Below are 16,319 nucleotides of genomic sequence, written 5' to 3'. Positions count from 1 at the left end.
CGCGACGGCGCGTGAATCTAATGAAGATCTGACACGGTTGCGGTGCCCTGGTGGCGCTGCCGCATCATTTAAATACCCGTTATTGCGAAAGCTGCGGAACGCGGAAGCCATGCGCGTTGGAGTCCGGGCTTTACCGTAATTTTGTCACCGCAATGCACGGCTTTTCCCTACCTTCCTGTCGTTTGTATGCGACCAGATCGACCGAGTGAGGGCCAGCTGCAATGACCGATACCGAAATGTCTGCCGGTGAATTCGTCAAGGACGAGCGGTACGACAGGTTCCACAAGCGTGGTGAACCCGTCACCTGGTGGGACTACCACGGCGGTCGGTGGCTCGTGACCGGTTACGAGGCCGTCTGCGCGGCGGCCAAGGACCCCGAGACCTTCGCCTCACGCCACGAGATGCCCAACGGGGCGAGCCCGTACTCGGGAGTGATGGTGCCGGCCACCCCCGTGCGCGCGGTGCCGATCGAGATCGACCCCCCGCTGCACCAGGAGTACCGCAAGCTGCTCAACTCCCGCTTCTCGCCCACGGCCGTGCGCAAGATGGGGCCCCGCTTCCTGGAGTTCACCACCTGGTGCATCGACAGGTGGATCGAGACCGGCCGCGCCGACCTCTTCCACGGCCTCGCCAAGCTGGTCCCCGCGATGACCACCCTCGACCTGCTCGGCCTGCCCGTCGAGGACGCCGAGATATTCGCCGACGCCGTGCACGTCCGCGGCGAGGACCGCTTCACCCTCAACGACGCCTGGTCGCGGCTGCTCAGCAGGACCACCGAGACCATCGTCGCGCGCCGTGCGGACCCCAAGGACGACCTGGTCTCGCACCTGCTGGCCGCCGAGGTCGCGGGCCGGAAGTTCACCGACATGGAACTGGTGGAGATCTGCTTCACCTTCGTCATCGGCGGGATGGCCACCACCGCCCGGCTCGCCCTGGGCGCGCTGTCCTACCTCGGCGCCCACCCCGACCGGCGCGCGGCCATCATCGAGGACCCCTCCCGGCTCCCCGCCGCGATGGAGGAGTTCCTGCGCTACTACAGCCCGGTGCCCTTCCTGTCCCGCACCGCGACCAAGGACGTCTGCTTCTACGGCAAGGACATCAAGGCCGGCGACCGCGTCGCCATCGGGTACGCCCCCGCCAACCGCGACCCCGAGGTCTTCGACGAGCCGGCGGAGATCGTGCTGGACCGCCTGCCGAACCGGCACGTCGCTCTCGGCCAGGGCATCCACTTCTGCATCGGCGGCGGCCTCGGCAAGGCGGAGGCGACCACCATGGTCGAGCAGGTACTCAAGCGCCTCCCCGACTACCGCATCAGCTCCAAGAGCCTGTCCGTCGACGTCGACCAGCCGAACAACTGGGAGGCCCGGGTCTCCCGCGGCCTGCACATCGAGTTCACCCCGGGCGAGCGGATCGGCGGTACCTCGTCCTTCGACCTCGCGTCCCTCTCCTAGGCGCGGCGCCATGAGACTGCTCTCGGCGGAATGGATCGCCGAACGGCTGCGCCTCGGCTCCGCCCTGCCCGAGGCGCCCGGGGCCACCGCCCTCGTCCAGCACGTGGTCGAGGAGGGGCCGGACGGAACGGTCGAGTACTACGACGACATACGGGACGGCCGGCTCGCCGACAGCGCGCTCGGCCGCCACCCCACTCCGCATGCCGTGATCAATTACCGCTGGCCGGTCGAACTCGCCATGCTGCGCGGCGAACTCGACCCGGTCGGCGGCGTGCTGAGCGGACGCATCCTGATCGACGGTGACATGAACAGCCTGCTGCCCTTGGTGCCGGTACTGCGCACCTCGGCCGCCATCGACGTCCAGCGCGCCCTCGACGGCCTTCTCGACCCGTCATGACGGCACCGCACCGACAACAGGATGGAGAGCCCGTCGTGGACACACGACCGTCCGTGACTTTCCCCATGCCGAGGAGCAACCCCTTCGACCCACCGCCCGGCTACACCGCCCTGCAGGAGCGGGAACCGCTGACGCTCGCCCGGATGACGGTCGGCAAGCGACAGGACGTGTGGCTGGTCACCCGCTACGAAGAGGCACGGGCGATCCTCGCCGACACCGCCCGCTTCAGCTCCGACTCGCGCGACCCCGGCTACCCGCTGGTCCGCGCGTTCAGCCGGATGATCCGGGACGACCCGCCGGAGCACACCCACTTCCGGCAGATGCTCACCTCGGAGTTCCTCGGCCGCCGCGTCACCGAGCTGCAGGACGACGTCCAGCGGCTCACCGACGAGCTCCTGGACGGCATCGCCGCCCGCGAGCAGCCGGTGGACCTCGTCAAGGCGCTTGCCATGCCGCTGCCGTCGCTGGTCATCTGCCGCTTGCTGGGCGTGCCCTACGACGAGCACGAATACCTCCAGCAGCGCACCGCGGCCGCGCTCAGCAAGGAGTCCACCTCCCGCCAGATCGACCAGGCCATCGACGACCTCGGCGACTACCTGGAGAAGGTCGTCCGCACCAAGATGGACACCCCCACCGACGACCTGCTCAGCAGGTTCGTCGTCGGCCAGGTCCAGTCCGGGCAGTGCCGCTACGAGGACGCCGTCGACATCGCGCGGCTCCTGCTGGTCGCCGGGCACGTCACCACCGTGAACATGATCGGCCTCGGTGTCCTGACGCTGCTCCAGCACCCCGGCCAGCTCGACGAACTGCGCCGCGACCCGGCGCTCGTCGGCGGCGCGGTGGACGAGCTGCTGCGCTACCTGTCGATCACCGGGGGCGTCGCCCGGGTCGCCACCGAGGACGTCGAGGTCGCCGGCCGGCTCATCCGCGCCGGGCAGGGCGTCCTGGTCCTGCACTCGGTGGCCAACCGCGACCCCCGCGAATTCCCCGACCCGGACCGCTTCGACATCCACCGCGACGCCCGCCGCCACCTCGCCTTCGGCCACGGCGCGCACCTGTGCATCGGCATGCTGCTGGCCCGGATGGAGATGCGCGTCGTGCTGAGCACCCTGCTGCGCCGCTTCCCCGGACTGCGTCCCGCCGTCCCGGCGGACGAGATCCCCTTCCGGCACGAAATGCGCATCTACGGCATCCACGAGCTCCCGGTCCTGTGGTGAGCACGACCCGGGCCGGGACCGCGGCCGGGCCCGCCGCGGCGCATCCGCTCACCCTGGAGCAGCGGATGGGACTCAGCCGGGACAAGATCCGCCGCTGGCGCCTCACCCACAGCTGGCGGATCCGCGGCCCGCTGGACGCCGGCCGCCTGCGGGCCGCGCTGGCCCTCGTCGTCGAGCGGCACGACCCGCTGCGGATGCGGCTGGTGCGCACACCGGACGGCATCCGGCAGTGCTTCCCGCCCGCCACGGCCGCGCACCCCTGGTTCGGCCGGTCCACGGCGACGCCGGACGGGCTGGCCGCCGCCGTCGCCGAGGCGGCCGGCCACCGGCTCGACCTGTTCGGCACCGGACCGCTGCGCGCCGACCTGCTGGCGGTCGCGCCGGACGACCACGTACTCGTCCTGACGATCCACCACATGGCGTGGGACGCCTGGTCGGCCGGCGTCCTGTGGCGCGACCTGTGGACGGTGTACGCGGCCGACGCCCCGGACCTCCCCCCGCTGCGCACCGGCTACCCGCGGCTCGCCGACGCCCAGGCCGTGCGCGGCACGGTGCCGACCGCCGCGCAGCTGGCGCACTGGCGGCGGGTCGTCGGCGAGCCGTCCGCCCCGTGGCCGGCCCCCGGCTCAGCGCCCCCGCTGGCCCAGAGCGAGGACGGCTCGGGCGGTGCCCGGATCGTCGCCGCCCGCCCGGGCCCCGGCTTCCCGCGCCGCCTCGGCGCGTTCGCCCGCGCCGCCCGCGTCACCGCGGCCAGCGCCACGACCGCTCTGTGCCTGCTCGCCGTCGGCAGGGCGCTGCGGCTGCCCTCGCTGCTGGCCAACTACCAGTACCACGGGCGCGACCGTGAGGAGGAGTGGGACCTGGTCGGCATGTTCTGCCGCCGCTTCCCCGTCCGCGCCGCCCTCGACGAGGAAACCGCACTGGGCGAGTTCGCCCGCCGGGTCCAGCGCGGGCTGACCGAGGGGGCGGCCCGCTCGGCCGCCCCCTTCACACTGCCGGGCCTGCGCCGCCTCCTGGAGGACGAGCGGCCGGCGGACGCGCCCGCCGCGGCGTGGCACCCGGGCCTGTCCCCGGTCACCGTCAACATCGTCCCCGGCCGGATGCGGGGCTCCCCGGCCGGCCGGACACCGGCGCCCGGACTCACCGTCGAGCCCTACGCCGCCGCCGAGCCGGGCCCCGAACCCGTCGCCCGCTACGCCGGCCAGCTCTGGGTGATCGCCACCACCGACCCGGAGCCGGTCTTCTACGCGGACTACGACCGCACGGTCGTCCCCGACACCACGGTCCACGAGCTCTCCCGCCACCTGACCCTGCTCACCTCGGCGGCCGACGGGGCCGCGGCGGCCCGGCAGTTGGGCGACCTCGGCTGAAACGGCGTCCGCTGCCGCCGGTACCATCGGTGACGCAGCGACAACACCACAATCCAGTTTGCTACGGAGCACGCATGCGCGATCAGGCCATCGGTGATTTCCTCCAGCAGTTGGCGGACCGCGTCCCGGCGCCGGGCGGTGGAGCGAGCGCCGCACTGCACGCCGCCCAGGCGGCCGCCCTGCTCGGCATGGTGGCCCGCTACAGCGAGGGGCCGAAGTACGCCGAGCACGAGGCCGTGATCAGCCGCGTCCGCACGGAGACGGACGACGCGCGCGCGCAGGCCCTGCGGCTCGCCGAGGACGACGCGGCGGCGTTCGGCGCGGTCGCCGCGGCCTACGGCCTGCCGAAGGCCACCGACGAGGAGAAGGCGGCCCGCTCGGCCGCCATCGCCGGCGCCCTGATCGGCGCCGCCGAACCGCCCGCCCGCACCGTCGAGCTGGCCGACCGGCTGGCCGGGCTCGCCGAACTGCTGCTCCCGGTCGGCAACCGCAACGTGCTCAGCGACGTGGCCGCCGCGGCCGAGGCCATCCGGGCCGCCGCCACCACCGGCCAGGTGAACGTCGAAGTGAATCTCGGCGGCATCAAGGACGAGGCCGCGCGCACCGCGTTCGCCGCCCGGGCCGCCGCTGCCGACCAGGTCGCGGCCCGGGCCGCCGCCACCACCACCGCCGTACGCAAGGAGATCAACCGGTGACCGCAGCCGTCCTCTCCGGCCGGGAACTCGCCGCCGCGATCCGCGCCGAGACCACCGAGCTCGCCGCGAAGCAGGCCGCCGGGGGCCGGCCCGTCCGGCTGGCCGTGGTCAGCGCCACCGACGACGGGGCCAGCGCCTGGTACGTCCGCTCGATCGCCAACGCGGCGGTCAAGTGCGGCCTGGTGTGCGACGTCGTCGACCTCGGCCCGCAGGCCACCACCACCGAGGTCGCCGACACCCTGCGCCGCCTCAGCGACGACCCGCAGGTGCACGGAGTCATCCTGCAGACGCCGCTGCCGGCCGGTGCGGCGCTGGAGGACCTGGCGTCCGCGATCGCGCCCGAGAAGGACGTCGACGGGGCCAACCCGCTGTCGCTCGGCCGGCTCGCCGCCGGGCTCCCGGCGTTCGCCCCGGCCACGGCCGAGGCCGTCGTCCGGCTGCTGGAGCACCACGAGGTCGAGCTGGCGGGCCGGCACGCCGTCGTCGTCGGCCGGTCCACCGTCGTGGGCAAGCCCGCCGCGCATCTCCTGCTCGACCGGGACGCGACCGTGACCGTCTGCCACTCCCGCACCGCGGACCTCGCGGCCGTCACCCGTACGGCCGACGTCCTGGTCGCCGCGGTCGGGCGCGCCGGACTGCTGACCGCCGACCACGTCCGTGACGGCGCCGTGGTCATCGACGTCGGCACCAACCCCACCCCGGACGGGGGCCTCGTCGGAGACGTCGACCCGGCCGCGGCCGAACGGGCCGGCGGCCTCACCCCGGTCCCCGGCGGTGTCGGCCCGGTGACCACCGCGCTGCTGCTCCGGCACACCGTGCAGGCCGCCGAGCGCTGAGCCCCGCCGGCGGTCCGCCGGGCGCCTTTCAGCGCGCCCGGCGGACCGCCTCCTCCTCCCGCCAGGCACGCAGCACCCGCTCCTCCCGCTCGGCCGGCAGCCACTCGGCGGTGCGCACCGCCCGGCCCAGCTTCTCCGCCGGAATCCGCCGCAGCCACGCCCAGGTGTCCGCCACCGTCTCCGCCAGCGGGCGGTAGCGCGCACCGGCCTCGATGCCCGCGGCCGGGTCCACGTCGTAGATCCCGGCGCCCTCGCCCTCGGCAGGCACCCAGACGGGCAGCTCGGTCCACGGGACCACACCTCTTTCGGCCAGCCACCGCTCGTCGACCCGCACCAGCCGGCCCGCGCTTCCCGTCACCTCGGCGCAGGCGTCCAGCAGACCGCCCATCGTCGCGTGGCCGGGCGGGCAGCTCAGGTTGTACGCCCCGCCGAGCCCCCGCCCGGCGGCGTGCAGGAGCCACTGCGCCAGGTCCCGGACGTCGACGTACTGGATGCCCCGCTCCGGGCTGCCCGGTGCCAGGACCGGCTCGCCCTCCGCGGCCGCGGCCAGCCGCAGCAGCCACCTCGGCAGCCGCCCCGGGTGCTCCCACGGGCCGAGGACCAGGCCGGGACGCGACAGCAGCGCCCGGTCGCCCATGACCTCCACCACCGCCCGCTCCGCGGCGGCCTTGCGGGCGGGGTAGTCCTCGGTGCGCGAACCGGAGGACGGCGGGCGCAGCGGAGCCGCCTCGGTGAGCGGCCTCGGCACGGGCCACTGGTAGGCCATCAGGCTGGAGACGTAACTGTAGTGGCCGACGCTGCCGGCCAGCAGGCGCACGGACTCCCGCACCGCCTCGGCCCGCCCGGCCCAGGTGTCGACGACCGCGTCCCAGGAACGCCCGCGCAGGGCGGCGAGGCCGGCGGGATCGGTGCGGTCCCCGGTCAGCCGCTCCACCCCGCCCGGGCCGCGGCCCGAGCGGTCCCAGTTGAAGGTGGTGACCTCCCAGCCCTGTCCGAGCGCGGCCTCCACCACCGCCCGCCCGACGAAGACCGAACCGCCCAGGACCAGCAGCCGCACCGTGGATCGTCCCCCCGTAGACAGCGTAGGCGCGGACGCTACTCCGCCGTCCCGGCACCCGGCAAGAGGCACTGGCCGCCCGCCCCGGCCGTCTTCCGGGCCGACCGGGGGGCTGGACGTGCTGTTCATGTCCGGGCCATGCGTCTAACCTCGGGTCCACGCCGAGTGACGGGAGCCGAAGACCGCCCATGACCGACCGACAGCCTCCGGGCGCCGCCCCCGTCCTGCTCGACCGGTCCGGTGGGCGCTACCCCCTGGACGAGCCGCGCTGGCGGGGTGACGACGGCGGCCCCCTCGCCGTCAGCATGCCGACGGGACTGCGGCCGGAGCAGATCGACACCGCCGAGCGGTCCCTCTGGCGCTACCGCGCCGTCCTCCCCGTCCCGGCCGGCCGGCGGGTGAGCCTGGGAGAGGGCTGTACGCCGATGATCCCGGTCGACTGGGCCGGCCGGCGGGTCCACTTCAAGCTGGAATGGTTCAATCCGACGTCCAGCTTCAAGGACCGGGGCGTGTCGGTGATGATCTCGCACCTCGTGGCGCAGGGCGTCGAGGCCGTACTCGAGGACAGCTCGGGAAACGGCGGTTCCGCGGTGGCCGCGTACGCCGCCGCCGCCGGCATCCGCGCCAAGATCATCGTCCCCGCCGCCACCTCTGCGGCCAAGATCCTCCAGGCCCGGGCGTACGGGGCGGAGATCGAGCTCGTCGAAGGCACCCGCGACGAGGTGGCGCAGGAGGCGGTCCGGCAGTCGCGGCGGATTGCCTACGCCAGCCACAACTGGCACCCCATGTTCCTCCAGGGCACCAAGACCGTCGCCTACGAGATGTGGGAGTCCCTGGGCTTCACCGCGCCCGACAACGTGGTCCTCGTGGCCGGGGCCGGCAGCAACGTCATCGGCTGCGACCTCGCGTTCGGCGAACTGCTCGACGCCGGACAGATCGCCAGACGCCCGCGCCTCTTCGTCGGGCAGCCCGAGCACTGGGCCGCCATCGCCGACACGTTCAACGGCATCGCCCCGGGCTCGCGCGGCGAGCGGCTGTCGACGATCGCCGAGGGCGCGTCCATCGCCCGCCCGGTCCGGCTGCCCGAGGCGGTGGAGGCCATCCGCCGCTCCGGCGGAGCCGCGTACGCCGTTCCGGAGGCGGAGATCCACGCCGCGGTACGCGCCCTGAGCGCGCGCGGCCTGTACGCGGAGCCGACGAGCGCCGTCGCCGCCGCGACCCTCGATCACTTCCTCGCGTCCGGTGAGATCGCCCCGGGCGGCACGACCGTCGTCGTCCTCACCGGAGCGGGGCTCAAGTCCGCCGAGAAGATGGCCGCGGTGTTCGCCGGCCACGACCGCGCTGCGTGACCGCGCCGATGAGCAAGGGGTCCATGATGAGCAAGCCGGCCAAGCCCGAGGTCCGGGTGCCGGAGGGCACCGCGCCCACCGAGTTGGTGACCCGGGACCTGGTGGTGGGGGAGGGGCCGGAGGCGCTGCCGGGCCGGGTGGTGCGGGTCCACTACGTCGGCGTCGCGTTCGCGTCCGGAAGGGAGTTCGACTCCTCCTGGGAGCAGGACCGGCCGTTCAAGTTCGCCGTGGGCGGCGGCAAGGCCGTCAAGGGCCTGGACCGGGGCGTGCGGGGCATGAGGCCCGGCGGCCGGCGCGAGATCATCGTTCCGCCGCGGCTCGGCTACGGCAGGCAGTCGCCCTCCGCCGCCATCCCGCCGCACTCGACCCTGATCTTCGTCGTGGACCTGCTCACGGTGGTGGGGCCGGGCGGACCGGCCTGAGCTCAGCGCGCGCCACCGGCCGCCCGCCGCCGGCGCGCGCGCTCGAACTCCGCGTGGTCCGGCATCCACGGACCCAGCCCGTCGAGCGCCGCGCAGCCGCCACGGACGAAGGCGCTCACCAGGCTCCGGTACCCGCTCATCCCGTCGACCAGGCCGTACTCGACCCGGTACTCCGGCTCCGATCCGCCCCGGCCCTCGCGCACGGCAGTGATCCGGGCGGCGGAATCCGCGTAGAAGTACAGCTGGATCGCCTCGCCCCTCTCCTCGTCCTCGATCTGGAAGACCTCGTTGTCCGCCCCGACACGGTCCTCGACGAACTCCCAGAACGCCACGGCGGCCGTCCGGGCGCTGCCCGGGTGCCACTTCTGCTCGGCGCCCTTGTCGTCGGCGAACGACAGCACCGTACGGCCGTCGGCGGCCTCCTCGTACGCTTCCAGGGATGTGCTCCGGGCGCGGTCGGCGGCCTCCGAGCACATCAGGAAGCCCACGGAGCGCACCGCCTCGTCGGCGAGCCCCGGGTGGGCCCGGCGTACGGCCGACTCGACCGTCGTCGCCATCCGCTCCCAGTCCCGCTTGTCCGTGCCGCGCCTGCCCCGGCGCGGGTCGCGGCCGATCCGCAGGCCGGCGCACGCGTGCTCCGCGGTGGCGACCACCCGCAGCACCTCGGGCCGCAGCGCGGCGTCGACGGCGTCGGGCAGCCGCTTCGGAATCGTCGCGCCGTGCGCGTACTGGCCCGTGTACCTGAGAACCGCCGCGTCGAGCGGCCCGAGGACGGTGCCGCGCTCGGCGCGACGGCGTCGAGCGCTGTACTCCTGGGCCCGTTCCGCGTCGGACGCCTCCGTGGCGGTGCGCATCGCCGCACAGACCTCGCCCCGTTCGAGCGGCGCGATACCGGCCCCGTGCGCGATGAGCGGGCCCCTGTCCCAGGGGATGCCCCGGAAGTACGCATCGACATCGGCGGGCGCGGCGAGGAGGACCGGGTCCAGGAGCGCGACCGCGGCCTCCTCGTCGAGCCGGCCACGCGTTCCGGCGGCATCGCACAGCGGAAGAAGCGCGCTCCACAGCAGCAGATGCCGGCCCAGGTCCTCCCGGATCACCGCGAGGTGCTGTTCCCCGACCGGAACCGTGAACGTGCGGGGCTCATGATTGGCATCCGCCCCCGCCCCGAGCCTCAGCTTCAGCACACCGTCCTCGCGGACCACGCTCGGAATCCAGCCACTCCCGCGCGTGAAAACGACCTCGCTCATGGCCCCAGTCTTCCCCATGGGCCGGGCGCCTAGGAGGTGGCTCCGCCATCCAGCAGAAAGGACCGGATATGGGCGCTGAGCTCCGCCGGCTGGTCCTCGGGGATCAGGGTGTAGCTGTCCTCGATCTCCACCAGCCGGCCCTTGGGCAGGAGCGCGGCGAGTCTGCGTCCGTGCTCCGGGGGCATCACCTTGTCCTCCGCCGCCCATACGACGAGGGCGGGCCGGTCGAAGTCGCGCAGCTTCTCCGCCCAGCCGAGCAGTTCGCTCTTCGGCGGGACGCCCAGCACGTACTTGCGCAGGTCCCGGCGGATCTCCCGGGAAGTCCACAACGGGGTGAACCAGGCGTTCATCACCTCGTGCGGGACCGGCCGCTTGCTCATCCAGCCCCAGGTCACCGGCAGCCGGCGCATCGGCTTCAGCTTCAGCAGCTTGAAAGCGAGGTTGATGCCGCCCGGCAGCTTCGCCGAGGTGAACAGATTGCTGCCCGGCAGGCCCGGCGGGAAGTTGTCGAACGCTTCGCACGACGTGATGACGAGCCGCCCGATCCGCTCGTCCCCGCCCTCGGAGACCAGGGCCTGCGCACCGCCCCAGTCGCTCATCACCAGCGTGACGTCGCGCAGATCGAGCCGGTCCAGGAACTCGCCGACCAGCCGGGCCACGCCCATGACCGACAGGTCTGCGTCGGGGCGCATCGGCCGGCGATGGCCCCCCAGCGGCAGCGTCGGCACCACACAGCGGAAGTCCGAACGCAGCGACCCCACCACGTTCCGCCACAGGGAGCCGTCCATCGCCACGCCGTGCAGCAGGACCGCGACCGGCCCTTCACCGCCGGTGTCCAGGTACTCGACCGTGCCGGCCGAAAGGTCCACCTCAGTCATTTCTCGGTGCCTCCCCCTCATGCGTCCACCACCCTCCTTGATGAATATGTCACCGCCGAGGAGGTCGGGCGACGGGCTTCGGCCAGTCCGACCGGCCCTGCCGGGAACACCGGGCCCGGTCCGGGAGGTTGCACCGACCGAGGGTGCGGCGGGTCCGCGGCGCCCGCATGCTCGTTTCCGCTGGAGGACTGTGATGACTGACCGGCCGCTGACCCTCATGGCAGTGCACGCCCACCCCGACGACGAGGCCACCGGGACCGGCGGCGTGCTCGCCCGGTACGCGGCGGAAGGCATCCGCACGGTGCTGGTCACCTGTACCGACGGCGGATGCGGTGACGGACCGGGCGGCGTGAAGCCGGGCGACCCCGGGCACGACCCGGCGGCCGTCGCCGTGATGCGGCGCCGGGAGCTGGAGGCGAGTCGCGAGGTCCTGAAGATCAGCGATCTGGAGACGCTCGACTACGCGGACTCCGGGATGATGGGCTGGCCGGCCAACGACGCGCCCGGCTCCTTCTGGGGCACGCCCGTGGCGGAGGGCGCGGCGCGGCTCGCCGAGCTGATGCTCCACTACCGGCCCGATGTGGTCGTCACCTATGACGAGAACGGCTTCTACGGCCACCCCGACCACATCCAGGCCAACCGCATCACGATGGCGGCCCTGGAGATGACCGGGCTGACGCCGAAGGTCTACTGGACCACGATGCCGCGCTCGGCGATGCAGCGCTTCGGGGAGACGATGCGCGAGTTCGGCGAGGAGCTGCCGGAGCCCGACCCCGAGGAGGCCGCCGCCATGGCGGAGATCGGCCTGCCCGACGACGAGATCACCACCTGGGTCGACACCACCGCGTTCAGCGGCCAGAAGTTCGACGCCCTGGCCGCCCACGCCAGCCAGGGCGAGAACATCTTCTTCCTCAAGATGGGCAAGGAGCGGTTCGGTGAGCTGATGGGCGTGGAGACCTTCGTGCGCGTCAAGGACACCACCGACGCCCCCGTCCCCGAGAACGACCTCTTCGCCGGACTGCGCTGACCCCTGCCCCTCCGGCTCGCACCCCGCGCGGGGCGCGAGCCGGAGGACGCGTTCAGTGCTCGCAGAGCGAGAACTCCCGCTCGAAGAGCTGCTCGTTGTTCTCGGCCACGAAGAACTTGCGTTCCCGCATGAGCTCTTCGCGGTATCCCTTCGCCTCTTCCAGGGTCATGGTCGAGGTCTCGGCCCAGGGCTGCTGCGGAGGCACGTCGGACGTCGAGACGATCGTCGCCGACGGGTCCACCAGGAAGAACGCCAGGATCTTACGGTGCCCGGGGCGGCCCGGGTCCGCGAGGCGGAACGGACCGACGCGGTGCTGGAGGACGTTGGGGAAGGCCAGACAGCGGCCGGCCGGGGTCGACGCCGAGCCCAGCACCTGGTTGAGCGGGCCCTCGTTCTCCAGGCCGTACACACCGCGCACCCCGTCGTCGTCGCTCTGCTCGTACTCCGGCTCCTCGACCGCGGTACGGAAGCTCAGCCGGCTCTCCGTGATGTTCTCGCTGTCCCAGTAGTAGAGGGCGGTCGACACGATCCGCTCGTTCAGCATCCCCTCGACGTGCCAGGAGCCCTCGGCGTACTCCGGCTTCCCGGGCGTCAGGTGAATGGTGGCCAGCTTGACGATGACCTGGAGCCGGCGCCCGCGCAGGCTGACCGGGACGAACCCCTCCGGCAGCTCGGGCGGGGTGTAGTCCGGGGCGTCCGGGATGACCGGCTTCCGGTTCTCGTACCAGTCGTCCGCGGCCTCCTCGTGCGCCTGGACCGCCTCCTCGTACGCCTTCTCGTCGCTGAAGTCGTCCTCGTCCGGATACTCCGGCTCGTCGTCGTACCAGCCGAACGGGTCGGCCTCGATCCGCACGGGGCGCGGGCGGCGCAGATCGGTGAGCACGTTCTCCCACAGCGGGAGCATCCGGGCGAACAGCTCCGGCAGGACGGCGGCCAGCTCCCGGTGGTCCTCGGGGTGGACGTTGTTCACGTACGAACGGAAGACGGCCTCGCCGTCCGCGCTGACGTCGGCGTCCGTGGGCAGCCACTGGAACCGCTCCGAGAACTCGTACGCCGAATAGCGGTCCGTCGGGTTCTCCCACGCCCGCTCGGGGCCGCCGCTCACGTCCCGTACCAGGCAGAACAGCGAGGGATGCACCAGGTCCAGCACCTGGCCGTCCGACCCCGGGTGCCAGTCCTTCTCCGCCTCCGGGACCTCCTCCAGCACCCGGACCGCCTCGCGCAGCCGGGACCGCAGCTCCTCGTCGACGAGCGTGTCCGACTGCCAGACCCCGTCCACGGCGGACACCTCGATGCCGGTACGGGCGTCCCGCAGCTGTGCGTAGTGCGCGAGTTCGGCCAGCACATAGCGCGCCTGCGCCTCGGTGAGGCCCTGGTCGACGGCCTCCCGCGCCCAATTGGCGGCTATGGCGGTGTCGTGCATCTTCTCGAACCATCCCGGCTTCGCCCGAAGGTGCGCGCTGCACGCGGTCATCGCCAGCTCGCCCAGGGTCCGCGGCGGCGCGGACGAACGGGAGCTGGGGCTGTGGAACGGCAGCGGAAAGGTGGACAGGCCAGTCAACTCTCTTGGTCCTTCCAGGCGGTGAGTGGTGGCCGGAAGACTACGGGAGCCCACTGACACCGCCCGGGCACGGGTCAGGGACGGCGCAGGGCCAGCAGCGTCGCGTCGTCGGCGCGGTGGGGGCCGTCGAGGCGGGCCACCAACTGTTCGACGTAGCCCTGGAGCCCGGCGTGGCCCGGGCCCGGCGGGGACGCCCGGAAGCAGCGCTCGGCCGCGTCGAGGAAGCGGAGCGTGTCCTTCTCGGGGTCGGCCGGACGGCGTTCGGTCAGCCCGTCCGAGTACATCAGGACGATGTCACCGGTCTCCAGAGTCGTCTCGGTGGCGTTGTACGACGTCCCCGGCAGCACCCCCAGGGTGAGCCCGGGCCCGCCGGCGGGCGCCGGCAGCTGACCGGCGCGGCCGTCCCGCAGCAGCACCGGGCGCGGATGCCCCGCGCAGGTCCAGCGGAACAGGGTGCGCTCGGGGTGGTAACGGGCGATGATCGCGGTGGCGGTGGACTCCTGGTCGTCCGCGCAGGCCACTTCGTTGAGCCACTGCGTCAGCCGCTCCACGGGCTCCGCGGTGTACGCGAGTCCCGCGAGCGCGTAACGGAGTTTGGCCATCAGGGTGACCGCTTCCAGGCCGTGGCCGCGGGCATCGCCCAGCGCGAGCAGCAGACGTCCGTCCGGCAGCCCGCGGGCCTTGTACCAGTCGCCGCCGACCCCGGCCCCGAGCGCGTCGGGCCGGTAGACGGCCGCCGCCTCCAGACCGTAGCCGTCCAGCTCGTCCTGGAAGTGGGGCAGCACCGCGTCGCGCAGGACCCCGGCCACCTCCGCGACGGCCTCGGCGCGCTCGTGCTCGCGGCGCGCGTCGCGCTCGGCCCGCCGGGCCGCCTCCCGCCTGCGCCGGTCCGTGGTGACGTCGGTGAGGACGGTCCGCAGCGCCCACACCAGGCCGCCGGGGACGATGCGCACGGGTTCGGCGACCATGCGGAAGACGCGCTCGCTGCCCCGGAAGCGCAGCTCGCACGTGGTGACGCGCTTGCGCAGCACCACGTCGTACAGCGTCTGGTACAGCGTGGGCAGGCACTCCGGGACGGTGGCCGCGGCCAGGTCCGCCAGGCTGGGCAGCGGGGTGTCCTCCGCCAGCCCCAGCACCTGGCGGAATCCCCGGGACGGCTCGACCCAGTCGTCGGCGAGATTCCACTCCGCCCAGCAGGTGCGCACGAGCTGCTGGGCCGCGGTGGCCATGCTGAGCCGGCCGCCCGGCTCCCAGGTGAGCAGGAAGCGGTCGCCACAGGGAGCGATCCGGACCTCCGCGTTGATCCGGACCGGCCCCGTGCGGGTGTTCAGCAGCCATTCGACCGTGTCGCTCTGCTGCGGCACGCCCTGGCGGTGCGCGTCGGCCAGCATGCGCGGAATGGCCGTGGCGGCCAGGGACGGGACGCGTGCGAACAGCGAAACCGGCCCGGTCCACGGGGGCAGGGCCGCCCCGGGGAACCGGGAGTCGGCGAAGAGCCGGGCCGCGGCATTGCGGGCGAGGAGCAGGACGTCCCGGATCTCGCCGTTGTCGCCGAACACGGGAGCGAGCAGCAGCGCCGGCACAGGGAGGGCGTCGAGCACGTCCTGGCCGGAGGGCGGGGGAGTGGCGGTGGCGGGAGCCGGGGGCACGTCGCCGGGCGCGCCGGCCGTGTAACGCTCGGCGTACCGGGTGACACGCCGGCGCTGCGCGTCCAGGAGCGCCCGGATCGCCTGCAGTTCCAGACGTGCGCGTGCGCTGCCCGCGGGAGGGGGGACGTCCACGGGCATGTCGGGCCTCTCGGTGCGGGTGTACGGGCGGCGCCGGAACAGCATCGGGGCGGCGGACCCGGGGCGCCACTCGGTGTACGCCGGGTGGCTCTCCCGGGCCCCCGCCCCGCCCCGGCTCAGGCGGCGGCGATGAGCGGCCGGCTGTCCACCGAGTCCAGGAAGAGCACCACGGTGTGCAGCGCGCCGCTGGTCGCCGGGCAGATCCCGTAACGGGTCAGCTGCTCGTCCAGCTCGGCCAGGCGCCGGCGCCCCTCGGGCATTCCGGCGCCCCCGGCGGCCAGGACCGCGGCGGCGTCCTCCTGGACGATCCGCAGCGCCAGCGGTCCCTTGTCGCGTACGACGCGCTCGTCGTCCATGGCCGCCATCAGGGTCAGCAGCGCGTCGAGCTGCGCGGTCTCCTCGGCGAGACCCCGCGCCCGGCCCTCGCGCACGGCGGAGAGCGCCGCATCGGTCCTCGTGAGGTCGCGCGCGTTCGCCCGGCGGCCTTCCCGGAGGCCGCCGGACGGTTCCACCCGCTCGTCGAGGGCGAGGGCCCGGGTGCAGGCGTCCCGGGGGCCGGCGGCGCCCTCGGCCCAGGCGGCCGTGAGCAGGCAGAGCGCGCGGGCCGCCACGTCGAACCCGTGCAGGGCGGCGGTGTGGGGCACCAGCTCCTGGGCCGCGTGGCAGGCGGCGGCGAGCCGGCCGGTGTCCGCCCCGGCGCCGGCGGCGGCGCGCAGCGGTCCGTGGAGCCGCACCCCGACGTCCACGAGCGAGGCGAACACCGAGTTGGCGGGGGTCTGAGCGGTGCGGCAGTCCGGCAGTCCCGGCTTGGGCGTGAGGAACACTTCGCGGGTGAAGGCCGCGACGGCGAGGTCCGCGAGGCCGTCCGCGTCGATCCGGGGCAGGTGCTGAGAGGGCATGCGTTTCGCTTCCACTGGGCGGTGCGGGTCCGAGGCGCCCGGCGCGGGGCCGGGCTCGGCTCACAGGGTGATGCCCGCGCTCCGGCGGGGAAACCGGGACCAATGACCCTTGGGCGCGGGCCCTCC

The 16,319-nt window shown here is 73.5% G+C and carries 15 protein-coding genes; 9 read left to right on the top strand and 6 right to left on the bottom strand.

Going from position 1 to position 16,319, the window contains the following annotated elements; all coding sequences use genetic code 11:
• Nucleotides 1-221: 221 nt before the first annotated feature.
• The 6 genes from FKN01_RS13400 (at nt 222) to FKN01_RS13375 (ending at nt 5,966) form a co-directional block, all read left to right on the top strand.
• Complete coding sequence (locus FKN01_RS13400; protein WP_143619950.1) at nt 222-1,451, top strand: cytochrome P450; 1,230 nt, start codon at nt 222-224, stop codon at nt 1,449-1,451.
• 10 nt (nt 1,452-1,461) lie between these two features.
• Nucleotides 1,462-1,848 (top strand): hypothetical protein, encoded by a 387-nt coding sequence (locus FKN01_RS13395; RefSeq protein ID WP_143619949.1) that lies wholly within the window; start codon nt 1,462-1,464, stop codon nt 1,846-1,848.
• Between the two features lie 65 nt (nt 1,849-1,913).
• Nucleotides 1,914-3,065 carry a cytochrome P450 gene (locus FKN01_RS13390; protein WP_143619947.1) on the top strand — a complete coding sequence of 384 codons (1,152 nt, stop codon included), beginning with the start codon at nt 1,914-1,916 and terminating at the stop codon, nt 3,063-3,065.
• Nucleotides 3,062-4,435 carry a condensation domain-containing protein gene (locus FKN01_RS13385; RefSeq protein ID WP_143619945.1) on the top strand — a complete coding sequence of 458 codons (1,374 nt, stop codon included), beginning with the start codon at nt 3,062-3,064 and terminating at the stop codon, nt 4,433-4,435. Before FKN01_RS13390 ends, FKN01_RS13385 begins: the two co-directional genes overlap by 4 nt.
• Before the next feature lie 74 nt (nt 4,436-4,509).
• Nucleotides 4,510-5,130: a cyclodeaminase/cyclohydrolase family protein gene (locus FKN01_RS13380; protein ID WP_143619943.1), complete on the top strand. Its 621-nt coding sequence runs from the start codon at nt 4,510-4,512 to the stop codon at nt 5,128-5,130.
• Nucleotides 5,127-5,966 carry a bifunctional 5,10-methylenetetrahydrofolate dehydrogenase/5,10-methenyltetrahydrofolate cyclohydrolase gene (locus FKN01_RS13375; RefSeq protein ID WP_143619941.1) on the top strand — a complete coding sequence of 280 codons (840 nt, stop codon included), beginning with the start codon at nt 5,127-5,129 and terminating at the stop codon, nt 5,964-5,966. The genes FKN01_RS13380 and FKN01_RS13375 overlap by 4 nt, the downstream gene beginning before the upstream one ends.
• A gap of 28 nt (nt 5,967-5,994) precedes the next feature.
• Here FKN01_RS13375 and FKN01_RS33550 read toward each other — a convergent pair whose 3' ends face one another.
• Nucleotides 5,995-7,023 (bottom strand): NAD-dependent epimerase/dehydratase family protein, encoded by a 1,029-nt coding sequence (locus FKN01_RS33550; protein ID WP_143619939.1) that lies wholly within the window; start codon nt 7,021-7,023, stop codon nt 5,995-5,997.
• A gap of 188 nt (nt 7,024-7,211) precedes the next feature.
• Here FKN01_RS33550 and FKN01_RS13365 point away from each other — a divergent pair, with 188 nt between their 5' ends.
• Nucleotides 7,212-8,372: a pyridoxal-phosphate dependent enzyme gene (locus FKN01_RS13365; protein WP_143619937.1), complete on the top strand. Its 1,161-nt coding sequence runs from the start codon at nt 7,212-7,214 to the stop codon at nt 8,370-8,372.
• A gap of 23 nt (nt 8,373-8,395) precedes the next feature.
• A complete protein-coding gene (locus tag FKN01_RS13360; protein ID WP_143619935.1) occupies nt 8,396-8,794 on the top strand; it encodes an FKBP-type peptidyl-prolyl cis-trans isomerase in 399 nt (132 codons plus the stop codon).
• A 2-nt stretch (nt 8,795-8,796) separates the two neighbouring features.
• Here FKN01_RS13360 and FKN01_RS13355 read toward each other — a convergent pair whose 3' ends face one another.
• Nucleotides 8,797-10,041: a DUF6357 family protein gene (locus tag FKN01_RS13355; protein WP_143619933.1), complete on the bottom strand. Its 1,245-nt coding sequence runs from the start codon at nt 10,039-10,041 to the stop codon at nt 8,797-8,799.
• 29 nt (nt 10,042-10,070) lie between these two features.
• Complete coding sequence (locus FKN01_RS13350) at nt 10,071-10,919, bottom strand: alpha/beta fold hydrolase (protein WP_143619931.1); 849 nt, start codon at nt 10,917-10,919, stop codon at nt 10,071-10,073.
• 193 nt (nt 10,920-11,112) lie between these two features.
• Between FKN01_RS13350 and FKN01_RS13345 the strand changes: the two genes are divergently transcribed.
• Entirely contained in the window at nt 11,113-11,946 is an 834-nt protein-coding gene (locus FKN01_RS13345) for a PIG-L family deacetylase (RefSeq protein ID WP_143619929.1), read from the top strand.
• A gap of 52 nt (nt 11,947-11,998) precedes the next feature.
• Here the strand turns inward: FKN01_RS13345 and FKN01_RS13340 are convergent, their stop codons facing one another.
• The 3 genes from FKN01_RS13340 to FKN01_RS13330 all read right to left on the bottom strand — a co-directional run bounded on the left by FKN01_RS13340 (nt 11,999) and on the right by FKN01_RS13330 (nt 16,193).
• The gene (locus FKN01_RS13340; protein WP_143619926.1) at nt 11,999-13,507 is read right to left on the bottom strand and encodes a DUF4246 domain-containing protein; all 1,509 of its coding nucleotides are present in this window, start codon (nt 13,505-13,507) and stop codon (nt 11,999-12,001) included.
• 74 nt (nt 13,508-13,581) lie between these two features.
• On the bottom strand, nt 13,582-15,294 hold the full coding sequence (locus tag FKN01_RS13335; RefSeq protein WP_143619924.1) for a PP2C family protein-serine/threonine phosphatase: 1,713 nt from the start codon (nt 15,292-15,294) through the stop codon (nt 13,582-13,584).
• A 116-nt stretch (nt 15,295-15,410) separates the two neighbouring features.
• Nucleotides 15,411-16,193 (bottom strand): triphosphoribosyl-dephospho-CoA synthase, encoded by a 783-nt coding sequence (locus tag FKN01_RS13330; protein WP_143619922.1) that lies wholly within the window; start codon nt 16,191-16,193, stop codon nt 15,411-15,413.
• Nucleotides 16,194-16,319: the final 126 nt, after the last annotated feature.

The sequence above is a fragment of the Streptomyces sp. 130 genome (genome assembly GCF_007096885.1).
Classification (GTDB): domain Bacteria; phylum Actinomycetota; class Actinomycetes; order Streptomycetales; family Streptomycetaceae; genus Streptomyces.
This window is presented reverse-complemented; position numbering and strand designations above follow the sequence as displayed.